Origin of the sequence: Alcaligenes sp. PF14, assembly GCF_037150615.1 — a bacterium.
Lineage (GTDB): Bacteria > Pseudomonadota > Gammaproteobacteria > Burkholderiales > Burkholderiaceae_B > Alcaligenes > Alcaligenes phenolicus.
In genome coordinates, this window is the sequence record NZ_JBAGRS010000009.1 from 75,305 (window position 1) to 96,225 (window position 20,921).

Here is a 20,921-nt window from a genome sequence, read left to right on the forward strand (position 1 = left end):
CCGTTTTAGCGGCGGGCCTGCTTGGCAACTTCAGGTGCGCGTACGTCGGCGGCCAGTTTGTCCAGCACGCCATTCACGAATTTGAAACCGTCGGTACCGCCAAAGGACTTGGCCAGTTCAACGGCTTCGTTAATGGCAACGCGGTAAGGCACTTCAACGTGATGCACCAGTTCGTAGCTGCCAATCAGCAAGATGCCGTGCTCAATGGGAGAGAGCTCTTCCAAAGGACGATCCACATACGGCAAAAAGCGTTCGCGCAGCACAGGGGCTTCGCGCATGACGCCGAATAGCAAGGTTTTGAACCAGGCTGCGTCGGCTTCGCCAAACTCCGCGTCGCCCCGGATATGGGCGTCGATGGAGGTGGCTTCCTGCAGGCCATCAGCACCTCGCAACAGCCAGGAGTAGATGCCCTGCAGGGCAAATTCGCGCGAGCGGCGGCGCGCGGATCGTCCGTTGGCCTTGCTGGCCGGGACTTTATTTGTCGTCGTCAAGATCTTCGTCCTCGTAATCTTCGTCCTCATCGTCGTCCAGCTCGGGTTCGAGGACGGCGATAAGATTGCCCAGCTCGACCGCTGTACGGGCGCAATCGCGACCTTTTTCAGCAGCACGAATCTCGGCTTGTTCATCTGTGTTGGTGGTCAGTACACCGTTGGCAACAGGAATACCGGTTGCCAGGGAGACTTGAGTAATGGCCGAAGCGCTTTCATTGCTGACCACTTCAAAGTGGTAGGTGTCACCGCGGATAACAGCACCCAGAGCGATCAGGGCATCAAATTCGCCGGTTTCAGCCATCTGGCCCAGGGTGATGCCCAGTTCCAGCGCGCCGGGGACGGACAGAACGGTCACATCGCGCTCGTCTACACCCAAAGCTTCCAGCTCTTTCAAGCAGGCTTCCAACTCGGTCAGACCGATGGATTCATTAAAACGCGCACGCACAATACCAATGTGCAGACCTTCCCCATTCAGGTCAGGGGTAACAATGTAAGGATTCATGTTGGAAGCTCCGCTTAGGATTGAGAGTCTGGTTCGCTATGGTAACCCGTCACGGTCAATGCAAACCCGGCCATGCTTGGCATTTTACGTGGTCGCGACATCAAACGGGCTTTACCAACATTGAGGTCACGCAAAATTTGTGCACCAATTCCGTAGGTGCGCAGATCGTTGCGGCTAGGGCGACCGCGTGGCGCCTGGGCCGGGCTGTCTGCAGCCCAAGCCTGAATCTGCTCGAAACTCTCTTCTTCGGAGCTCTGGCAGTTCATCAGCAAGACAACACCGCTGTCGGATTTGGCCACGGTACGCAACGCAGTGGGCAGGGTCCAACTGTGGCCCACATCCCCCTCGATCAGAACATCCAGCACGGTAGTCGGTTCATGTACACGCACCAGGGTTTCCACTTCCGGGCTGATTTCACCGTGCACCAGTGCCAGATGCAAGCCACCGGAAGACAGATCGCGGTAAGCGTGGCATTCAAATTCGCCATAAGGAGTCTTGACGGACTTCTTGTGCAAACGCTCGATCATGGACTCGTGTTCGCTGCGGTACTGGATCAGGTCCGCAATAGTGCCAACCTTGATGCCGTGTTCGCGGGCGAACACCAACAAATCGGGCAAACGCGCCATGGTGCCGTCAGGATTGAGCACTTCACAAATGACAGCAGCCGGGGTCAAGCCTGCCATCGCCGTCAAATCGCAGCCCGCTTCGGTATGACCGGCACGCACCAGCACACCACCTTTGGCCGCCTTCAAGGGAAAAATGTGGCCAGGCTGCACCAGATCAATCGGACGTGCATCACGGGCCACGGCCGCTTGCACAGTACGGGCGCGGTCAGCAGCGGAAATGCCGGTCTCCACGCCTTCAGCCGCTTCAATCGACACCGTGAAGTTGGTGCCAAAGCGTGTACCGTTGCGGGTGGCCATCAAAGGCAGGTCCAGCTGACGGCAGCGCTCTTCGGTCAGCGTCAGGCAAACCAGACCGCGGCCATGCGTCACCATGAAGTTGATCGCCTCGGCATTTACGAATTCGGCGGCCATGACCAGATCGCCTTCGTTTTCGCGGTCCTCTTCGTCAACCAGAATAACCATGCGACCGGCGCGCAGCTCTTCAACAATCTCTGGAACGGGAGCGATTGGACTGGCGCCCAGTTGACCAGCGTCGGACTGAATTTCTTGATTCATCGTGCTCTTTGCTCAGACAGATAATAATTAAGGCCATTTTACGACACCCAAGGCCCGGCGGGCAGCTTCATTAGTCGGTACACTTGAAGACCGTGCCAAACCGCTCCAAACCCCTATGACCGAACCCATTTTGCCTGCTATGGACGAAAAGCGTCGCCGTATCCAATCCATTGAAACGGGTTTTGGCCTGTTGAAAGCGCTGGTAGATAGCGGACAACCCATGATGTTGCGAGATCTGGCCACGCAAGCTGGGATGAGTTCGGCCAAAGCCCACCCGTATCTGGTCAGTTTTACCAACGTAGGACTGGTGCAGCAGGCTCCGGCTACCGGCCTGTACGAGCTGGGGCCGTTTGCCTTGCAGATGGGTTTGGTCAGCTTGCAAAGCCAGAACCCGGTGAAGATTGCCCTGCCCCTGGTTCAAGCCTGGGCCTCGCGCATCGGGCACACCCTGGGCTTGGCGGTGCTGGGCTCACACGGACCCACCATGGTTCATATCAGCGAGGCCAGCTACCCGGTCCATGTAAACATGCGCTGCGGCACGGTCATGTCCATGCTGCACACGGCCACCGGCCACGTCTTTGCCGCCTGGCTGCCCCCTGAGGTGGCGCGCCACTACATTGAGCGCGAGGCAGGCGACAGCGCTGTTGTCACCAGTATCAGTCCGCTGCGCCCCAGCCCCAAAGAACTGGCTGCCATGCTCGAAAAAATCCGTGAACAAGGTGTGGCACAGGCACTGGGCAACCCCTTGCCCGGTATTGATGCCCTGTCCGTCCCCGTGTTTGATCACTCCGGCCAGATTGTGCTGGCCCTGACCAGTCTGGGCCCCAGTACGCTGTTTGATGCCAGTATCAACAGCCCCATCCTGGCTCAGTTGCGACAGTGCGCCAACAGCATTTCACACCAGTTGGGCTGGCGCGAGCCGCTAGGTACTCCCCCTTTATAAAACTTGACATGACTACACACACTTATACGGGTGTCGACACTTCAAGTTTGGCTGGTTTACATGCAAAATAATCGTTTTATCCGCCCACCTGTTGTGGGTGATTTCTCGAGTGCGATGCTGTGCTAGAACAAGAACTGAAATTTTTTGTACCCGAGAGTGCCCGTCCCGGTTTATTGACCGCCTTTGACGCAGTACGCACGGGTAGCATTACCTTAAATGCCATTTACTTTGATACGCCCGAACGCGATTTGGCGCGCTCGAGTATCGCCTTGCGTCTGCGCAAGGAAGGCGAGCAATGGGTCCAGACCGTCAAACTGCCCGGTCCTGATACCCTGTCCCGCATTGAAATCAATCACCCCCGTCCCGGCCCGGAACTGGACCTGAGCCTGTATCAGGACACACCCGCCCACGCTGCGCTGGCTCGTTACGCGGATCAAATCCAAGCCCGTTATCAAACCCGCATCCAGCGCGAGCTGGCCCTGATCAAGCAAGGCCAGTCTGAACTGGAGCTGGCCTACGATGTGGGCCATATCGAATCCAATGGTTTGAAGCTGCTGGTCAACGAGCTGGAAATTGAGCTGATCAAGGGCGAGAGCCTGACCATGTTTGAGGTTGGCCAGCGCTGGCTGTACAAACATGGCCTGATTCTGGAGATGCGCAGCAAGTCCGAGCGTGGTGATGCCCTGGCCAGTCTGGCGGACCGCCGCCGGGCCAAATCGGAAAGTCTGGATCTGACGCCCGAACAGGTAGCTGCAGCCTTGACGCGCAAAGCCTACGACCTGCCCAAACCGCATTTTGTTGACACCGAAGATCTGGAACAGTTTTATAGCCTGAGTGCCACCATGAGCCTGGAGCAGGTCATTCGCAATGCCGCCTTGCTGGCCGGCGTGGATGGCATACGTCCGGACTCTTCCCGTCAGGCTGACTATCTGGCCTTGATGCGAGTGGGTCTACGCCGTCTGCGCTCCTGCCGCAAGTTGTTCAAAATGTGGCTATCGGCTAGCGAAGGGTATGCCAATACGCGCCTGACACATTATTTTGGTCTGTTTGGTCAGGCACGCGACCATGACCTGGTACACCTGGAAATCACCCCCTTGCTGCTGCAGGCGGGAATGCCCGGCCCCGCACCTGAGCCTACTCCTGCCCATCTGGAGCACGACCCGGTCCAACTGGCCAGTGCAGCCGAGTTTCAGTCCCTGCTGTTAAGTAATCTGCAAAGCCTGATTTGCGGCCCTACGCTGGAACTGAACGGTGTACCTCAGCCCGAACATTTGATCGAAGCCCGTATCAGCCGCTGGTTCCAGACAATTCAACTACGCAGCCAACGCTTTGCGCAGATCAGCCAGGACAAGCAGCATCGTTTGCGCAACCGGATCAAGAGCCTGCGCTACTGCCTGGAGTTTTTGCCCAGCGCAGCCGACAAGCAAGGGCTGCACAAAGTACTGCGCGAATGTCAGGCCTTGATTGGTGCAGTCACCGACGTGGACGTGGCGCTGGATTGGTATGCCCAACATGCGGCCAACCCCGAACAAGCGCAGTTTGCGCGGGACTGGCTGACGCATGCCCGCCAAGGTCGTGCCGCCCATGCACAGCATGCGCTCAATGCCTTGGATCAGCATCAGCCGCAAACAGAGCTTCTGCGACGCTGAACGCCAAAAGCACTGAAAAGCCCACTGTGCACTGAGCCTTTGCTTGCTACTGCGTAGCGCTCTTTTCCTGGTCGGCCCGGGGATAAAAAAGCGGCGATGTCTTTACAGGCATCGCCGCTTTTTTGACAGCCAAACTTGGATTTAAGCGTTCATGCCCAATAAGGCCGACGCAAACTCACGGGCCACAAAGGCTTGCAGATCCTGCATGCCCTCGCCCACGCCAATCCAGTACACCGGAATAGGACGTACGCCTTGCGCACAGGCAGCAACGGCAGCCAGCGTCCCGCCTTTAGCCGTACCGTCCAGCTTGGTAACCACCAGGCCAGTCAGCCCCAAGGCCGCATCAAAGGCACGGATCTGGGAAATGGCGTTCTGGCCGGTATTGCCGTCCACAACCAAGAGAATTTCATGAGGAGCCTGACCATCGGCCTTGCCGATGACGCGCTTGATCTTCTTGAGCTCTTCCATCAGGTGAAGCTGGGTTGGCAAACGGCCGGCGGTATCCACCATGACCACGCCCATATCGCGGGCACGGCCTGCATGCACAGCATCAAACGCCACCGCGGCGGGGTCACCACCGTCTTGAGCAATAACACTGACGTTATTGCGGGTGCCCCATTCAATCAGCTGTTCACGAGCGGCAGCACGGAAGGTATCACCGGCGGCCAACAAGACTTTTGCGCCCTGCTCCTGGAAGGTGTGAGCCAACTTACCGATAGACGTGGTTTTACCTGCACCATTCACCCCGGCAATCATGACTACCAGTGGTTTGCTCGATTCCAAAGGAAAGGATTTCTCCAGGGGCTTCAAATGATCGGTCAGGATGTCACACAGGATCTGTTTGACCTGGGCCGCATCGCTGACTTTTTCTTTACGGACACGAGCACGCAAGGCGGTAATCAGTTTCTCGGTAGCCTCAACACCCGCGTCTGCCATCAGCAAGGCGTCTTCCAGTTCCTCGAACAAGGTTTCATCAACCTTGGCACCGACGAACAGACTGCTCAGGCTCTGGCCTGTACGCGACAAGCCCTGCTTCAAGCGTGCCATCCAGGAAGTTTTCACCACAGGCGCGGCGGCTTCTGGCTCTGGCGTCGGGGCAGGAGCTGGTTCAGGCTGTGGCGCAGGAACTGGAACAATCTCTGGCTCCGGTTCAGGAGTCGGCTGTATCTCGGGTTCAGGTACAGGCTGCACTTGCGGCTCGTGGACACGGGCAGGCTCTGGGGTCGGGACACTGGCCGGGGCCGGTTGTGGCACCTCTGGCTGCGTGGGCGTAGACTCGGAAGCAGCGCGATGTTCAGCCTGACTGGCTGCCTGGCTATCCAAAGCCACAGCAGGCGAGGCCACCGGCGTTTGAACCGGCGTGCTTTGCTCCTGCGATACAGCGGGGGATGCATCTGCCGCGTCAGCCTGGGGCTGAGACGGGGCAGGAGAAAGCGGCTCGGTCAGCTCCGTTTGAGTGACTTGTGGCTCTGGCTTGGCCTTCTTTCTTTTAAAAAAACTGAACATACGATTTACACTAGAAAATTCTGTTGAATGACCACATTATCCGATCAAAGCGCTAATGAGAAAACATGCTGTCCGTATTGTAGGTGGTGATTACCGCCGCACACCGATTTCAGTCGTCGATGCACCCGGTCTGCGGCCCACCCCGGATCGTGTGCGCGAAACGCTGTTTAACTGGCTTAACCACTTCTGGGGCGGTCAGTTCAGCGACAAGAACGTGCTGGATCTGTTTGCCGGTAGCGGAGCCTTGGGCTTTGAAGCGGCCTCGCGCGGTGTCGCCTTTGTACAAATGGTGGAACGCCACGGACCCGCTGTCAGCAATTTGCGCAGCCTGCGTACCAAACTCAAGGCAGACCACGTCCGTATCCATGCGGGCGACGCCCTCCATATTCTGGAGCGCAGCCAGATGCGCTACGATCTGGTCTTCATAGACCCGCCTTTTGCGCAGGACTGGATGGAACGTATCTGGCCCTTGCTGCCCAATGTGCTGGCACCGGACGCACTGGTTTACATTGAGTCCGAAACCCCTATACAAGCCCCAGATCAATACGGGATACTACGACAGGATAAGGCAGGGCAGGTACATTATCATTTGTTGCGATTTGCTGCGATGCAAAAAACAGTCAATAATGCCGAATTTTCCGGGACGCCTGCACCGCTCCCCCCGGACTCCGACCTGCCAACTTGAACCACTTACGCGGATGCACCATGATCACAGCTGTTTACCCCGGCACCTTCGACCCCCTGACACGAGGCCATGAAGACTTGGTCCGGCGAGCCGCCAACCTTTTCGATCACGTTGTGGTCGGTGTGGCCTCCAGCCAGAACAAGCGCCCTTTCTTCACCGTTGAAGAGCGTGTTGAGATCGCCTCCGAAGTGCTCAGCCACTATCCAAACGTGGAAGTGAAAAGCTTTTCCGGCCTGCTCAAGGACTTTGTACGCGAACAAAATGGTCGCGTTATCGTACGTGGCCTGCGCGCCGTGTCCGATTTTGAGTACGAATTTCAAATGGCGGGCATGAACCGTCACCTGCTGCCCGAAGTCGAGACCATGTTCATGACTCCTTCGGATCAGTACCAGTTCATCTCCGGCACCATCGTGCGCGAAATTGCCATTTTGGGTGGTGATGTAGGCAAATTTGTGTTCCCGTCCGTGGAGCGTTGGCTGCAAACCAAAGCCAAGGAACGCAATCAGCAAACGGTTTCAGCCACCTGAACTCGCCCTGCGCAGCGGTCCGTACTACACTGTAGGGTGACCGACTGGTCAAATCCAAGGACCACGCTTATCAGGACACTGCGCTATGGCACTGCACATTACTGAAGAATGCATTAACTGCGACGTTTGTGAGCCGCAGTGCCCTAACCTGGCTATTTACATGGGCGAGGAGATCTACGAGATCAATCCCAACCTGTGTACAGAATGCGTCGGCCACTTTGATGAGCCGCAGTGTGTGGTAGTGTGCCCGGTCGAATGTATCGAGGTTCACCCCCAGCACCAGGAAAGCCAGGAAACGCTGCTTGCCCGCTATCACCGGCTACAGTCCGAACCTACGACATAAATAGAATAAAAAAAGCCCTGCCATGAGCAGGGCTTGTTCTATAGGGATCACCGCGCAGACAGCTTACTCAGCCTGGGGCAAACGCTTTAACAGACGCAGCGACTGGCCTGTATAGCGGCTGAACCACTGGGCAGGCAAATCCCCTTCGTCTACCAATTGCACGGATTGCCCATTTTCCTGCCACAGGGAAAAGGAATCCGGATCGTCTTCAATAACATCCACTTCAATATCCAGGCGCAACATGCCCGGAGCGCGCAACACCAGCTGGCCAAAACGCAGTTCCATACTGAGCTCGGCCAAAGCAGGCAGCGCATCGGCGGCCAGGACCTGCCCCTGATCGTTCCCCAGCACCCATCGCCCCTTGCAGGCCAGTGCCTTGCCGTCACTAAGGGACGGGCCGCCTTGCAACAGGCAAACCGTCTGGTCAGGCGAACTTAACGCTGAACTTGTGCTCATGGCTTGAACCACTGCTTCATGGCTTCGCCCACGGTTTGTGGAACCTTGGCCCCCAACTCTTCCTTGATGATCTGCTTCACCTCGGACTTCACATCGGGGGTGGACTCTGCTTTAGCTTCTGACGCTTGTTGGCTCAACAAATCCAGCAAACCGTCTTGCAGTGCCTTCTTGATGGAGTTGCTGGCAATGTCTTTCCACTGAATCTGGTAGGACAGCCCTGTCCAGGGACCGGAGATATGGATAGGAATCAGCACATTGCGCAGGTCCTGGAAGGACTTGCGCTCTTCCACGGCCAGATTGTTGTGGTTCAGGCGAGCCTGCAAAGTCACATCTGCTTGTTGATTTACCAAATCCAGCGTGGCGCCTTTAGCCGCTGTCACCGTCAGAATCGGGGTGGTGGCCCGTAAATTACGGAAAGTCGCTTGCCCTTTCTTGATATCCAGACTGCCCTGTAAACGGTTCAACACCGTGCGGCGCAAAGGATCGGACTGGGGCAGCAGCAAAGGAATCTGACCGCCAAAGGCATTGCGCACGGCTTCGTTGATATCGCGCACGCTCTGGTCCAGATCAACGCTGCGCCAGCTGCCGTCATGCAAATCGACCGTCAGGCCACCTTCCAGAGCATTCAGACGCTCCTGGCTTGTGGCACCTTGAGCCTTCAGGTTCAGATCCACATTGCCCTTGCCTGCCAGGTAGTCATTGCCGAACGCATCCAGCAAGAGCGAACCGACCTGCATTTGCTGCAACTTCAGGCCCAATTCGAAGCGCTTGCCGGGCTCAACCTTGGCCTTGGCCTGAAGCTGACCTTCATACGCCTGCGCATTGAACTGCGACAAATTGATCAACTGACCCTGGTTCTTGACCTGAGCTTTCACCTGATCCATCACTACACCCAGGCTGCGCAGCTTTTCGATTTCAAAACGCAGATCAAAGCTGAGCGTATCCAGCCAAGCGTAAGAGGAGGCTTCTTCAACCACTTCTTCGATTGCGGGAGCCTGCTCTGCCTTGGGCTGCTCGGCTTGTTCAGTCCCCTCTGCAGCCGGCTCCTGCTCGGTAGCGACTTCCGGCGCTTCAGCCTCTGGCTCCGGCTCCGGTGGGGTCACCACTTCGGGGGCTGTCACCCAGAAAATCGAACGCAGTTCGTCCAGGTCCAGTTTGTCCGCTTTGAGTACCGCGTTCAGCAACGGCCCTTTACCCTTATCTTGCAAGCTCACATCCAGACTGCCTTGAGCCTGCTCGGTGCTACTGCTTAGCTGCGCACTGTATTCTTGTTTGCCTTTGTTCAGGTCTGCCTGACCCGTCAGCGGCATCTCGAACCGGCTACCTGCGTCGGCCTCGTCTTCCACGCGGATATTGGCTTTAACCTCGGGCAGACGCAGCCACTCATTCGATGGCTGCCACTGCATGGGGGAACTGGCCTTCAATTGCGCCACACGGCTGCCTTGCTTGATGGCGCCGTCCAGCTTGGCCTGCTCAAATATCAATTCCTGGCTGTTACCGGACAAGCCTTGCAACGTCAAACCCAAACCCAGGACCTTGGGGCCGCTGACTTTCAGGCTGGCAACGACAGGCGAGCCTTCAGCCTGGGCAGGCGATACCTGTATACGAGGCACGTCCAGGGCCAGATCCAGATTCTGATCTTCATTTTTGCCACGAACACGCAAAGCCAGCTTCTCGAAAGACACCAGGTCGCTGACGCTGTCGATTTCCATCTTGGGCGTATTCAACGTGGCATTCAGATCACTAACCGGATAAGCGCCCAACCACTGACCTTGCAATTGGGTATCCAGATTGGTGGCGCTGAACTGGCGTTGGGCCGACTTGTAGGCCACATTGCCCTTAAGAGTCAGGCTTTGTGCCTGCAACTGGTCCAGATCACCGACAAAGCTCAAGTTCAGCTTTTGCGCGCCGTAGGATTTGGAAGCAGGGTCCAGTCTCAGCTGCCCTTGCCCTTCCAGCACACCATCCGCCACGGGATAGTCCCCCGACAAGCGGCTCTTGAAAGCCACATCAAAAGGCTGACCAAACGTCATGCGGCCCGTGTTCACTTCCAGCTGCAACAAACGGCCAATTACATTGCTGCGTTTGCTGAAGTAATGAATCTCACCACCCTTCAGACTCAGACCCGCAATATCAATCTGGAAATCCGTTTCGCTACCCGAGCGCTTGGCAATCAACTCGGGAACGGGCAAGGACTCGGGTGCAGGCTCGGCTGTCTGAGGAGCCTCGGCAGCTTGTGCTGCGGGCAACAAGGATACGCCCGAGCGGGCAAGGGGAAGGTGAGGGCCGGCAGGCGGGGCTTGCAGCAAGTCGTCAAAATTCAGCTTGCCTTCCTCATCGCGCACAATCCAGGCTTTGAAGCCGGTAACAGCAACGTGGTCCACCACCAGGCGGTTATTGATCAAAGGCCACAAGGCCACCGCAAACCGGGCGCTTTCCAAAGAAGCGAAAGGATCTTCCGAATTACGGTCAGACAGGGACAGCCCCTGCACGGACAGGCCAATGCGGGGAAATAAAGAAAGTTCGATATCACCGTCAATCTTGAGCGTACGCTGATACTTTTGCTGGACGATGTCAGCCAGCTTCTGCTTGTACGAATTGGGATTGAATGTCAGCAGGAAAATCGCCCCGCCTACCACCGTGACAATAGCTAAAACGACGAGGCTGAATAAGCCCCGCTTAAACCATACTTTCATGTAAGCCTCTAGGACCTCGGGGCAGGATGCAACACGCCATCTGCCCGGATACGAAATGCTAACCCATGTCGGGCCATTGCGAAGTAACGAAAATAAGAAATATCCACCCGCACTTTAAAAAGCAGAGCCTGTTGTCAGTAATTCGCCATTATTACCAAAAGAAATAAAAGCATAGTATTAATGTCTGCACCCTTAGATGCTTTTCTCTACATACAGGGGTTATGCTTGCTTTGTCTTATATAAGCCACTTGATCATCAATTCCAGAATTAACCATGAAACTAGAGACTCTCGCCATTCATGCTGGCTACCAGCCTGATCCGACCACAAAAGCCGTTGCTGTTCCGATTTACCAGACCACTTCCTACGCTTTCGACAATACGCAACACGGCGCGGATCTGTTTGACCTGAAGGTGCCCGGCAATATTTACACCCGCATCATGAACCCGACCAATGCCGTGCTCGAAGAGCGCGTGGCAGCACTGGAAGGCGGGATTGCGGGCTTGGCAGTAGCCTCTGGCATGGCAGCCATCACGTATGCTATCCAAACGATTGCAGAGGCCGGCGACAACATTGTGTCCGTCAGTAAACTGTACGGCGGCACCTACAACCTGTTCGCGCACTCCTTCCCGCGCCAGGGCATTACCGTCAAATTTGCCCAACCCAATGATATCGAAGCACTGGAAGCCCTGATCGACGACCGCACTCGTGCCGTGTTCTGCGAAACCATCGGCAACCCGGCTGGCAACATCATCGATATCCGTGCACTGGCCGATGCCGCTCACCGCCATGGCGTACCCCTGATTGTAGACAATACCGTGGCCTCGCCTGCCCTGTGCCGTCCTATCGAGCACGGTGCCGACATTGTCGTGCACTCGCTGACCAAATACATGGGCGGTCACGGCACCACCATTGCGGGCATGGTCGTGGACTCCGGTAAGTTCCCCTGGGCCGAGCACAAAGATCGCTTTGCCATCCTGAATACGCCTGACCCGTCCTACCACGGCGTGGTCTATACCGACGCCTTTGGCCCAGCCGCCTTCATCGGCCGCTGCCGCGTGGCTCCGCTGCGCAATACCGGCGCTGCCCTGGCCCCCTTGAGCGCTTTCCAGATCCTGCAAGGCATCGAAACCCTGCCTCTGCGCATGGAGCGTCATACAGAAAACGCCCTGAAAGTAGCCCAGTATCTGAACAAGCACCCACAAGTGTCCTGGGTGAAGTACGCCGGTTTGCCTGACCATCCGGATCATGAACTGGCCAAGCGCTATATGGGTGGCAAGCCTGCGGCGATTTTGTCCTTTGGTATCAAGGGCGGCATTGAAGCCGGTACTCGCTTTATCGACGCGCTGAACCTGGTGCTGCGTCTGGTCAATATTGGTGATGCCAAATCCCTGGCTTGCCACCCTGCCAGCACAACTCACCGTCAGCTCAATGCCGAAGAACTGGCCGCCGTAGGCGTGAGCGAAGACATGGTGCGTCTGTCCGTTGGCCTGGAACACATCGACGACATTCTGGCCGATCTGGAACAAGCTCTGGAAGCAGCGGCACGCGGCTAAGACCCAAAAACCTGTACAGGCCGGAATTGCTGTACAGGTTTTTCGGCATCAAGCAAAAAAGCCTGGAGTCGGTGCAATACCGATTCCAGGCTTTTTTCATTCTTGGCAATACGGCCGTCAGACAGACCGTGTCACGGACGCAAGAGAATCAGGACTTGCGAAACAACTGCGTCAAACCACCCAGCAGGCTGCTGGCATCGGTAATGTGAGATGGGTCAAACTGACCATTGGGGCTGGCTTGATTGATCAAGGACGGCAGCATGATCTTCAGATTATCCAGCACGCTTTGCTGATTCAAACCCGACAGGTCCACCAATTGCTTGATGGCCGGTTGCCCCATCACGCCCAGCAAATCCTGCTGGCCGATTTCCTGATTGCTGCCCTGCGAAATCCAGGACGACACCACATCACCAAAACCACCCGAGCGAAAACGCTCGATCAGGCCGCTCAAACCGCCTGGATAGCTGCTGATGACTTGAATCAGGGCGGGCAACAAAGCGCCCTGCTCTTTGGATTTGGAATCCGTAGCCGACAAGGCCGACACAACAGAATTAAGCAAACTCATTATTTTTCTCCCCAATGCACGGCACCGCGCGTGGGCAGGTGCTGATATCAGGCCTCATTATGCCGCGACAGGCCGCCAGGCGGGGCGGATTAATTGTCAAGGTGGGTCAATAGATCACTGGCGGAAAGGCCCTATTGCCCTGGGCTGGGCCTACGCTACACTGGTTTCTCAATAGTCCGGCATCCCCCACAGACCGACTCCATGGAGACCCTGGAATGACGCAAACTTCCTATACCGTCCTGTCCTCTGAAGAGACTGCTCGTGCCCTGCCTTATCCTGAACTGGTCGCCCAGCTAGGCAAAGCCATGGCCCAGTATGCTGCTGGCACTATCGTCGCCCCAACCCGTCAGGTTCTGGACTATCCCAAAACGGGGAAAATGCTGTCCATGCCAGCGGTTTCACACGATATAGGTGTTCATAAACTGGCTAATGTGATGCTGGACAACCAGCAGCAGGAACTGGGCAGTATCCAGGGCCTGGTCAGCATCTACGACGCCCAGAACGGTTTGCCGCTACTGATTCTGGATGCACCCACCCTATCCGGACGCCGTACTGCAGCGGTATCCATGCTGGGTATTCAAGCCCTGTGGCCCCAAGGGCCGGAGCACATTACTTTGCTGGGGTACGGACAACAGGCTGTCGCGCATTGCGATGCCATCATGACGCTGTACCCCAAAGCACGCGTCACCCTGACGGGCCGTAACCCAGACCGTGCACAGGCTGTGGCCACATCCTTGCAAGCCAGATTCGGGGACCGGGTCCAAGCCACCACAGCTGTTCCGGAAAAAACGGATGTGCTGATCGCTCTGACCTCCAGCCTGACACCCGTGTATCACGAACCCGCACGCCTTGATCGCTTGCTGATTGGCTTGGGAGCCTTTCAACCGGATATGGCCGAGTTCGAGGCCCACACCTTGCTGGCCAGCCGTCTATATGCCGATGATGTCGCCGGTGCCCGCCAGGAAGCAGGCGACCTGATCCAGGCCGGCGTGGACTGGGAGCAAGTCCACAGCATTCACCAGGCGCTGCGTACCCCAGCCCCCAAAGACAAGCCCTTGTTCTTCAAATCGGTAGGCTCGGCTGCGTGGGATTTGGCAGCAGCACGCTGCGCCCTGCAACATTTAAACCAAGCCTAAATACTTAGGCTATTAACTAGCTGACTTCACACGCCAAAGCGCGCCCAGAGTGTTACTCTGGCGCGTACAATCCCTTACAGTCACTTACCGATCTCTTTTTGCCGCCCTGCCCATGACTTCTACGCTCCCTCCCACCGAAGACGATCCGTATCAGATCCAATCCAAATTTGAAATTCTGCGTGTTTTACAGGCTATCGAAAAAGGGGGCCTGTTACTGCACATGGAAGCCAATCAGGGCAATGACCGGATTGTCACCACCATTCTGGATATTGATCTGGACAACAACGTGGTGGTGATTGATACCGCCAACAAAGAAGAAAAAACCCGCAATCTGCTGCAGTCCGAACATACCCATTTCGAGACCTCGCTGGACAAGATCAAGGTGACGTTTCAAGGCCCCACCCCAGAGGTCGTGTCCTACGAAGGTCAGCCAGCCCTGGCGATCCCGATCCCCGAATCCATTCGCCGCTTGCAGCGACGCGAGTTCTTCCGCGTCAACGTACCCGTCAGCGAACCGGCCATGGTGATCTTGCGCTTGAATAACGAATCCAAAAGCTTTCTGCTGCACGACATCAGCGGTGGCGGCTTGTCTTTGGTGGACGAATCGCAAAGTCTGGCAGAAGTGATCGGCACGCATAAAACCGAATCCCTGCTCGAACTGCCGCAAGCCGGTTCTTTTGTTGTGGCACTACAAGTAGCGCGTACGGAAACACAGCAGTTGCCTAATGGCAAACAGATTCAACGTTTGGGCTGTACCTTCATTGACCTGTCTGCCTCCACGCAGATGGCAATTCAGCACTACATCGGCCGCCTGGAGCGCCAGCAGATCGCCAAACAGCGCGGTCACGGCTAATTGGATGTTTGAGACATCCCCAAATCGCTGGGGGTGTCCACATCGCGCAAGATCCCCTCATCCACTAAAGGCACAAACAAGGTCTGATCCTTGTTGGCTTGCAACAAGTCGCGCGCACCCTGCTCGTCTGCCAGCTCCAAAAGCGGTTGATGCCACTCCAATCCAAAGCCAACCGGATTGCCAGGCTGGCCATTAAAAACGGGGCGTACAATTCCGGCCCCATCCTGCACAGCCTGGGCCACTGCCGCTACAGTGCTTGGCCGCAACCAAGGCATATCCGCCAGCAAAACAACATACCCATAACGGGGACTGCTAGCTCGGATACCGGCTTTCAGGCTAACACCCATACCGCGGATGGCCTCAGGTGCCTGAACAAATCTGATCGGCAAGTCACCCAACTCCTGACGCAAAATCTGCTCATGGATATCACAAACAAGCAGCACCTCATCGAGCACAGACAAAGCCGTCTCACAGACGCGGCGCACCATCGTTCTACCATCTTCAGTCTTGGCCAACAGTTTCAACTGCTGGCCCGACGGATCAAACCGCCGCCCCAAGCCTGCCGCCAGAATAATGCCGGTCACCCCAGATACATGCTGCTGCCCTGCCATTGATTCACCTCTCCAGTCTCACGTGACTACTCTGTCACACCATGTCTTTTCACGCCCCTGCGTACAGGATAAATTTATTGATAGAAACAAGCACGAAGAAACCAAGCAACACTCAATGTAGTAACATAACTACATTCAAATACCGCAGGAGGGTGCATCATGACTATCACCACTCTTTCAAGCCGAGAATTCAACCAGGCCACCAGTGAGGCCAAAAAAGCCGCGCGCAATGGTCCCGTCATCATTACCGATCGTGGTCGCCCCTCACACGTGCTAATGACATTCCAGAATTACCTGCAACTGACCGAGCAGCGCCGCAACATTATTGATGAATTGGCCATGTCAGACGATGACGCCGACATCGACTTTGAACCTGCTCATAGCAACATCAACACTCGCCCCGTTGATTTCTGACCATGTACCTTCTGGACACCAACGTCGTCTCCGAAATACGGAAAATGAAATCTGGCAAAGCCGATGCAAATGTCACCGCCTGGATTCACAGCGTCAACGCCGCCACCCTGTACATATCCGTCATTACCGTCCTGGAACTGGAACAAGGCATCCTGAGCAAAGAGCGGGAAGATGCCGCCCAGGGAACCATATTGCGCAATTGGTTTGAAAATCAGGTGCTACCCGCATTCTCCCAAGCCACCTTGAACATTGATGCAGCGGTAGCACGACAATGTGCCCAATTGCATGTTCCAAACAAGAAGGGCGAACGGGACGCCTTGATCGCGGCAACAGCCCTGGTTCACAACATGACCGTCGTCACGCGCAACACCAAAGACTTCAAAGGTTCCCCTGTCACCCTCCTCAACCCGTGGGAAAACTGAGCCGAACAGCTCTCCAAAATCAGCAGCCCCCAGCATCCTCTATTCAGATACCCGGCCACCAGCAAATATCATCTCTTAGCAGCGTCACCATTCCGGCCTGCTCAGTTTCCCAATCCTGGCCTTGGCCGGCAGACTCGCTCCTGACTATCTGACTACTTTCCCCTCCAATTCCCACCCTCCTCGTTTCTTTTCCTCCGCCCCAGTGCCGTTTGGGCTTTAACCAGTGTCACATGTTTTCTTGTGCGGCCCGGGTACGGCTTGGCGGGCGAGTCAGGGCTCTTGCCGCGGGCAGAGTGCTGGGGCGGGATGCAAGGGGCGTGCTGTTTGAGGAGCACGCTTGCGGTTTGTCCGGGGGACAAACCGCGCTCAGAGTTCACGACCCGCCCGCCCCGGCACTCTGACAAGGGAACCCACGCGCAGCGTGGGCAAGGGACCCGCCAAGACAAGCCGTACCCGGGCCGCACAAGAAAACCATCCACAGGCCTCACGCAAAGCCCAACGGCACGTCCAGAAGAAAGCCGCCCAAAAAAAGCGACTCCCCCGGCAACCCCGCAACCCTTTAACCCAAAACTCAAAGCTCAAAAGAGCAGATGCACGCCGTTTAAAAACCCCGACCAAGGGTTTAAAACCAACAATATCAATTTGACACATCTGCTATATTTTTCCGACACAGGCCAAGGCACCACCCTTCATCAGCCCTGCCCCGATGCAGCAACAATGAACGCCCCACTCTAATCAAACTGTTTCCTCTACCTCAGGGGCCATCCAGTGCAAACAATATCTCGCGCCTTCAACACCTGCTCAACAATGAAACCAACAAAACTGTGTGCCGCCCTGGCGCTTGTCATTGCCCCACTGTCTGCTCAAGCCCTGGAAGACAGAATCATAGAAAACGCCTCGGGACGCCCCGTCTTTATCGCGCGTTTTTTTGAAATTGGCGATGGTCCGTTCGACAACCAGGGCAATACGTCCTACTGGAGCTGGCAAGGTCATGAAGCCTACAAAAACGAGATCGTTGACGGCTTGGGCTATTGGGCTGAAATACTCCAGACCCAAGGTAACAATCCCCCAACCATTATCAATATAGGTACGAGTAATGTGTCGGGCAACGCCTACGGTGGCTCACCCGAAGCCAATGACGGCCAAAGTGCGTTAACGCAAATGCAGCAAAATATCTTCGGCCTGACGCCAGCGGCAGGCACGCTGCCATTAGGTGGGCATGGGTTTTTTGGCCTGGGCACAGACGACTACGCAACAAAACCGACGCTTACACAAACACCCCAGACCGGTAAAGACAGCGTACTCCTGACGGCCATTCACGAAGTTGCTCATGGCCTGGGTATCTTAAGCAGCGTAGAAAACAGAGGCGATGACCATGACATACGACCGTATTTCACAAGCCAGCTGAGTAGCTGGACGCAACTGCTAAGGGACGACAACGGTAATCCAGCACAGGCAGGACAGAAAGTTCTATGCAATGGCTGCAACACCTCTTACGACCCTGATGCCTTCGATCTGCGGCAGGACAAGGGTTTCCTGGTCGGTGCCAATATCGAGCAAGTCCTGGCTGGAGGCCTGCAGGGCGTACCCGTCAAGATACTGGGGGAAAACGGCGACGTAGATGACAACTTCATGAGCCACATCGAACTTCGAAACAGCGTCATGAGCCACCAGAATTTCCGTAACTATTCGGGCTTCATGGAAGCTGAACTGGCCGTCCTGCAAGACCTGGGCTACACCATTGACCGGGCCAACTTCTTCGGGCGCTCGATCTACGGCGATGGCCTGAAACTGGTGAATACACAAGGCTTCTTTGCCCGCAATGCCCAGGGCACCCACTACCTTCCAGGTCAGTACAACCAATCCACTTTAGGCTTGGGCCTGCATATCTATGGCAGCAATAATCAGGTCCGACAAGCCGCTGACCTGCTGGCAGCAGGATCAGGCGGTGCAGGCATACGGGTCGATGGCGAGAACAACACCCTTGTCATCGACCCAGGCGTCAGAATCTACGCAGATGGTTTGAACGGGCGAGGCGTTCAATTTGCCTATGGTCGCGGACACACACTGGTTCATCGCGGCGATATCCAGACTAGCGGCCCTCAGGGTGTAGGCCTGCGTTTTGATTTTGGCACCAACTCGCTAGGCAACGAGACCGAGCGACGTGGATCCTACATCCGCAGCAGCGAGGGCAGCAATGAAGCCCTGCTCCCCGAACTGAACGGCCCCCTGGTTCAACAAGCCGACATCAGCGGGCGAGTTGCAGGTCAAGAAGCGGCCATCCTGATCTCTGACAATGCCTACGTTGAGCGCATCAACCTGATGCAAGGCGCACAAATTGAAGGCGATATAGTGTCGCATTACGCAGAACGCGACGACAACAACAAGCTGCGTCTGACTACGCTGTCCTTTGGTCAGGCTGCCAACAAGATGGGCCGCAGCATTGATCAGCCCGATGCCACATTCCTCTTGAGCTACGCCGGCAACATCACCGGCAAAGACAATCTGGCCCTGTCATTTGACGGCGGCACAACGCAACTGAACGGCACCTTGCAGGTTCACAGCGCCACCATCAAGGAAGCAGCAACCTTGGGCGGGAATGCCAGTTTCGATCTGGCCAGCGGCAATGCTCTGATTAATGCCGGCACCCTGGCGCCCGGCAACTCCGTCGGACGCATCAATGTAAATGGCAACTTCCAACAAACAGCAACAGGCCGCCTGTTAGCCGAATTTGATGGTAAAGGCGGCCATGACACCCTCGCCGTCAGTGGCCATGCTGACCTGGCCGGCACGCTGCAACTGACGCCCGCCGCCGACTGGTATCAAAACGCCTGGTCCGTCGACACAAACTCGTTTGTGGAAGCAGCCAGCTACAGCGGCAGCTTCGGCACCACTCAAATCGCTTCCGTATCACCCACCTTGCAATTTGACGCCGCTCCCTTGGGTAATGAACGCTATCGCTTGTCGGCCACGCGAGCCAACAATGCCTATAGCCAGTATGGCCGCGACGAGAACCAGCAAGAAGCTGGCCAAGCCTTGTTCAAACTAGCCGCCGCTGGGCCAGCATCCGCACAAGGCCTGTTCCAGACGCTCGACTTCTCCGCTACCGACGGTTCACAAATATCCGCCGCCCTGGACCAGATCTCACCGGCAGGCTACAGCGCTGCAATGGCCGGCTCCCTGATGCATGAGCGCTCGATCATGCAAACCGCCCGCCAAGGCCTGAGCCAAAGCATGCTGCGACCCGGTACTGACTGGCAGGGCTACGCCTTGGTATTCGGTGCCAGTGGCGATCAAAACACGCGCGGGTCCATGCTTGGCTACGATGCCAACAGCTATGGCCTGATCGTTGGAGCCGGACGCGCCCTGGAGTCAGCCCCCGACTTCGCCGTGGGAGCGCAGCTGGATATTTCAGACCTGTCGGTCAATCCGGATGCCCCGTACTCCGGCAAGAGCAAAGCCACCGCGTTTGGTCTGGCTGCCCATCTGCAATACCGCCCCGGTGCTCGGGAAGGTCTTTTTGCATTCAGCGGGCTGCGCCTGGGTCTGGAACAAGCCGATATGCGCAGACAAATTGCCATTGGAGACCACCAGGCCACGCACTCGTCCGACTGGACAGGACGCAATCTGTCGATTGACGCCGGCACAGGCTACCTGTGGCAGTTGGACCCATCCTTTTCTGTCGGACCCTTTGCCAGCATGAACTATGCCCTGGTGTCCCGCCCATCGGTCGACGAATCTGGCAATGCGGCCACTCGACTTCACCTGGACAGCAAGCGCGTAGACGCCCTGCGCTCCAGCCTGGGGCTGACGGCAGAATGGAAGCGCCCCCTGGCTGATGGCAGCAACTTGGCCGTGAACGTTGACATTGGCTGGAATCACGAATGGCTGGATCGCGACCTGACTCAAGCTGCCCGTTTCGCCATTGCATCCACAGATACGACGTTCAATACCCGCAATAGCGTACTGCCTCGCGACACGATGAGCCTGCGAACTGGCCTGACCTGGCAACGCAGTGAGCGTCTGTCGATTGGCACCAGCATCAGTTCACAGTTCGGAGGCGGGTATTCATCGCTGCAAGGACAGATGAATCTGCGCTGGGCGTTTTAAAAACAGATGGCCTCACACGGACCTGAACAGCAACTATAAAAAAGCCCCCGAGAGTCGTTCGACTCCCAGGGGCACAGGTCCGACAGCCTGCCCCCAAGCGGCAGACCACCGATACTCGCTCGATCAAAGTCCGATCAACTTCATCGCTTCTTCACGCGTTGCCACGGTGGCGTATTTCTGACGCATATCGAACAGGTTCGCCTCGTGAGGGCCAATCGCACGGTCACCCACGCAATCCGATACCACCAAGGGACGGAAACCCAGTTGCATCGCATCG

General features: G+C 56.5%; 20 protein-coding genes. 11 read left to right on the plus strand and 9 right to left on the minus strand.

The genetic code is table 11. The annotated features are described in order from the left end of the window. Nucleotides 1–5 precede the first annotated feature (5 nt). Genes nusB through ribBA form a run of 3 tightly spaced genes read right to left on the minus strand, consistent with a single transcriptional unit; the run spans nt 6 to nt 2,174 of the window. A complete protein-coding gene (nusB, locus tag WFM49_RS17745) occupies nt 6–521 on the minus strand; it encodes a transcription antitermination factor NusB (protein WP_442893038.1) in 516 nt (171 codons plus the stop codon). After that, nucleotides 475–993, minus strand: coding sequence for a 6,7-dimethyl-8-ribityllumazine synthase (ribH, locus tag WFM49_RS17750; protein WP_009454781.1), 519 nt, complete (start codon nt 991–993; stop codon nt 475–477). Before ribH ends, nusB begins: the two co-directional genes overlap by 47 nt. A 14-nt stretch (nt 994–1,007) precedes the next feature. Then, entirely contained in the window at nt 1,008–2,174 is a 1,167-nt protein-coding gene (gene ribBA / locus WFM49_RS17755; RefSeq protein WP_009454780.1) for a bifunctional 3,4-dihydroxy-2-butanone-4-phosphate synthase/GTP cyclohydrolase II, read from the minus strand. Between the two features lie 115 nt (nt 2,175–2,289). Between ribBA and WFM49_RS17760 the strand changes: the two genes are divergently transcribed. Both WFM49_RS17760 and WFM49_RS17765 read left to right on the plus strand, forming a co-directional pair. Next, nucleotides 2,290–3,117, plus strand: a complete 828-nt coding sequence (locus tag WFM49_RS17760; protein ID WP_336974675.1) for an IclR family transcriptional regulator — start codon at nt 2,290–2,292, stop codon at nt 3,115–3,117. A 119-nt stretch (nt 3,118–3,236) separates the two neighbouring features. Beyond that, a complete protein-coding gene (locus WFM49_RS17765; RefSeq protein ID WP_022983223.1) occupies nt 3,237–4,766 on the plus strand; it encodes a CYTH and CHAD domain-containing protein in 1,530 nt (509 codons plus the stop codon). A 141-nt stretch (nt 4,767–4,907) separates the two neighbouring features. Here the strand turns inward: WFM49_RS17765 and ftsY are convergent, their stop codons facing one another. Continuing rightward, entirely contained in the window at nt 4,908–6,272 is a 1,365-nt protein-coding gene (ftsY, locus tag WFM49_RS17770) for a signal recognition particle-docking protein FtsY (protein ID WP_336974680.1), read from the minus strand. Nucleotides 6,273–6,327: 55 nt separating this feature from the next. Between ftsY and rsmD the strand changes: the two genes are divergently transcribed. The 3 genes from rsmD to WFM49_RS17785 all read left to right on the plus strand — a co-directional run bounded on the left by rsmD (nt 6,328) and on the right by WFM49_RS17785 (nt 7,827). Beyond that, on the plus strand, nt 6,328–6,957 hold the full coding sequence (gene rsmD, locus WFM49_RS17775; protein ID WP_009454775.1) for a 16S rRNA (guanine(966)-N(2))-methyltransferase RsmD: 630 nt from the start codon (nt 6,328–6,330) through the stop codon (nt 6,955–6,957). A 20-nt stretch (nt 6,958–6,977) separates the two neighbouring features. Next, nucleotides 6,978–7,484, plus strand: a complete 507-nt coding sequence (gene coaD, locus WFM49_RS17780) for a pantetheine-phosphate adenylyltransferase (RefSeq protein WP_009454773.1) — start codon at nt 6,978–6,980, stop codon at nt 7,482–7,484. An 85-nt stretch (nt 7,485–7,569) separates the two neighbouring features. Continuing rightward, entirely contained in the window at nt 7,570–7,827 is a 258-nt protein-coding gene (locus WFM49_RS17785) for a YfhL family 4Fe-4S dicluster ferredoxin (protein ID WP_009454772.1), read from the plus strand. Between the two features lie 63 nt (nt 7,828–7,890). On the opposite strand, the gene WFM49_RS17790 is transcribed toward WFM49_RS17785, so the two are convergent. Continuing rightward, nucleotides 7,891–8,283, minus strand: a complete 393-nt coding sequence (locus WFM49_RS17790) for an MOSC N-terminal beta barrel domain-containing protein (RefSeq protein WP_115634358.1) — start codon at nt 8,281–8,283, stop codon at nt 7,891–7,893. After that, the gene (locus WFM49_RS17795; RefSeq protein ID WP_336974686.1) at nt 8,280–10,979 is read right to left on the minus strand and encodes an AsmA family protein; all 2,700 of its coding nucleotides are present in this window, start codon (nt 10,977–10,979) and stop codon (nt 8,280–8,282) included. The genes WFM49_RS17790 and WFM49_RS17795 overlap by 4 nt, the downstream gene beginning before the upstream one ends. Nucleotides 10,980–11,252: 273 nt before the next feature. Here WFM49_RS17795 and WFM49_RS17800 point away from each other — a divergent pair, with 273 nt between their 5' ends. After that, on the plus strand, nt 11,253–12,533 hold the full coding sequence (locus tag WFM49_RS17800) for a bifunctional O-acetylhomoserine aminocarboxypropyltransferase/cysteine synthase (protein WP_009454769.1): 1,281 nt from the start codon (nt 11,253–11,255) through the stop codon (nt 12,531–12,533). A gap of 148 nt (nt 12,534–12,681) precedes the next feature. Here the strand turns inward: WFM49_RS17800 and WFM49_RS17805 are convergent, their stop codons facing one another. Next, a complete protein-coding gene (locus WFM49_RS17805) occupies nt 12,682–13,098 on the minus strand; it encodes a YidB family protein (RefSeq protein ID WP_022983226.1) in 417 nt (138 codons plus the stop codon). Nucleotides 13,099–13,313: 215 nt separating this feature from the next. Between WFM49_RS17805 and WFM49_RS17810 the strand changes: the two genes are divergently transcribed. Together WFM49_RS17810 and WFM49_RS17815 are read left to right on the plus strand one after the other, a co-directional pair. Further along, nucleotides 13,314–14,234, plus strand: coding sequence for a delta(1)-pyrroline-2-carboxylate reductase family protein (locus WFM49_RS17810; protein WP_336974690.1), 921 nt, complete (start codon nt 13,314–13,316; stop codon nt 14,232–14,234). 112 nt (nt 14,235–14,346) lie between these two features. Then, a complete protein-coding gene (locus WFM49_RS17815) occupies nt 14,347–15,087 on the plus strand; it encodes a flagellar brake protein (protein ID WP_009454764.1) in 741 nt (246 codons plus the stop codon). Here WFM49_RS17815 and WFM49_RS17820 read toward each other — a convergent pair. Further along, nucleotides 15,084–15,698: a nucleotidyltransferase family protein gene (locus WFM49_RS17820; RefSeq protein WP_250756046.1), complete on the minus strand. Its 615-nt coding sequence runs from the start codon at nt 15,696–15,698 to the stop codon at nt 15,084–15,086. The two genes, WFM49_RS17815 and WFM49_RS17820, sit on opposite strands and share 4 nt — an antisense overlap. Before the next feature lie 159 nt (nt 15,699–15,857). Between WFM49_RS17820 and WFM49_RS17825 the strand changes: the two genes are divergently transcribed. The 3 genes from WFM49_RS17825 to WFM49_RS17835 all read left to right on the plus strand — a co-directional run bounded on the left by WFM49_RS17825 (nt 15,858) and on the right by WFM49_RS17835 (nt 20,644). Next, nucleotides 15,858–16,112, plus strand: a complete 255-nt coding sequence (locus WFM49_RS17825) for a type II toxin-antitoxin system prevent-host-death family antitoxin (RefSeq protein ID WP_009454760.1) — start codon at nt 15,858–15,860, stop codon at nt 16,110–16,112. 2 nt (nt 16,113–16,114) lie between these two features. Then, nucleotides 16,115–16,534: a type II toxin-antitoxin system VapC family toxin gene (locus WFM49_RS17830; protein WP_250756047.1), complete on the plus strand. Its 420-nt coding sequence runs from the start codon at nt 16,115–16,117 to the stop codon at nt 16,532–16,534. Nucleotides 16,535–17,341: 807 nt separating this feature from the next. Beyond that, nucleotides 17,342–20,644: an autotransporter outer membrane beta-barrel domain-containing protein gene (locus tag WFM49_RS17835; protein ID WP_336974694.1), complete on the plus strand. Its 3,303-nt coding sequence runs from the start codon at nt 17,342–17,344 to the stop codon at nt 20,642–20,644. Between the two features lie 123 nt (nt 20,645–20,767). On the opposite strand, the gene WFM49_RS17840 is transcribed toward WFM49_RS17835, so the two are convergent. Continuing rightward, nucleotides 20,768–20,921: isochorismatase family protein (locus WFM49_RS17840; RefSeq protein WP_336974696.1), on the minus strand; the 154-nt coding region annotated here is incomplete at its 5' end.

Coding starts and splice junctions, on each gene's coding strand:
- nusB (WP_442893038.1), bottom strand. CDS start 521: ATGAGGACGAAGATTACGAGGACGAAGATCTTGACGACGACAAATAAA.
- ribH (WP_009454781.1), bottom strand. CDS start 993: ATGAATCCTTACATTGTTACCCCTGACCTGAATGGGGAAGGTCTGCAC.
- ribBA (WP_009454780.1), bottom strand. CDS start 2,174: ATGAATCAAGAAATTCAGTCCGACGCTGGTCAACTGGGCGCCAGTCCA.
- WFM49_RS17760 (WP_336974675.1), top strand. CDS start 2,290: ATGACCGAACCCATTTTGCCTGCTATGGACGAAAAGCGTCGCCGTATC.
- ftsY (WP_336974680.1), bottom strand. CDS start 6,272: ATGTTCAGTTTTTTTAAAAGAAAGAAGGCCAAGCCAGAGCCACAAGTC.
- rsmD (WP_009454775.1), top strand. CDS start 6,328: ATGAGAAAACATGCTGTCCGTATTGTAGGTGGTGATTACCGCCGCACA.
- coaD (WP_009454773.1), top strand. CDS start 6,978: ATGATCACAGCTGTTTACCCCGGCACCTTCGACCCCCTGACACGAGGC.
- WFM49_RS17785 (WP_009454772.1), top strand. CDS start 7,570: ATGGCACTGCACATTACTGAAGAATGCATTAACTGCGACGTTTGTGAG.
- WFM49_RS17790 (WP_115634358.1), bottom strand. CDS start 8,283: ATGAGCACAAGTTCAGCGTTAAGTTCGCCTGACCAGACGGTTTGCCTG.
- WFM49_RS17795 (WP_336974686.1), bottom strand. CDS start 10,979: ATGAAAGTATGGTTTAAGCGGGGCTTATTCAGCCTCGTCGTTTTAGCT.
- WFM49_RS17800 (WP_009454769.1), top strand. CDS start 11,253: ATGAAACTAGAGACTCTCGCCATTCATGCTGGCTACCAGCCTGATCCG.
- WFM49_RS17805 (WP_022983226.1), bottom strand. CDS start 13,098: ATGAGTTTGCTTAATTCTGTTGTGTCGGCCTTGTCGGCTACGGATTCC.
- WFM49_RS17810 (WP_336974690.1), top strand. CDS start 13,314: ATGACGCAAACTTCCTATACCGTCCTGTCCTCTGAAGAGACTGCTCGT.
- WFM49_RS17815 (WP_009454764.1), top strand. CDS start 14,347: ATGACTTCTACGCTCCCTCCCACCGAAGACGATCCGTATCAGATCCAA.
- WFM49_RS17820 (WP_250756046.1), bottom strand. CDS start 15,698: ATGGCAGGGCAGCAGCATGTATCTGGGGTGACCGGCATTATTCTGGCG.
- WFM49_RS17825 (WP_009454760.1), top strand. CDS start 15,858: ATGACTATCACCACTCTTTCAAGCCGAGAATTCAACCAGGCCACCAGT.
- WFM49_RS17830 (WP_250756047.1), top strand. CDS start 16,115: ATGTACCTTCTGGACACCAACGTCGTCTCCGAAATACGGAAAATGAAA.
- WFM49_RS17835 (WP_336974694.1), top strand. CDS start 17,342: ATGAAACCAACAAAACTGTGTGCCGCCCTGGCGCTTGTCATTGCCCCA.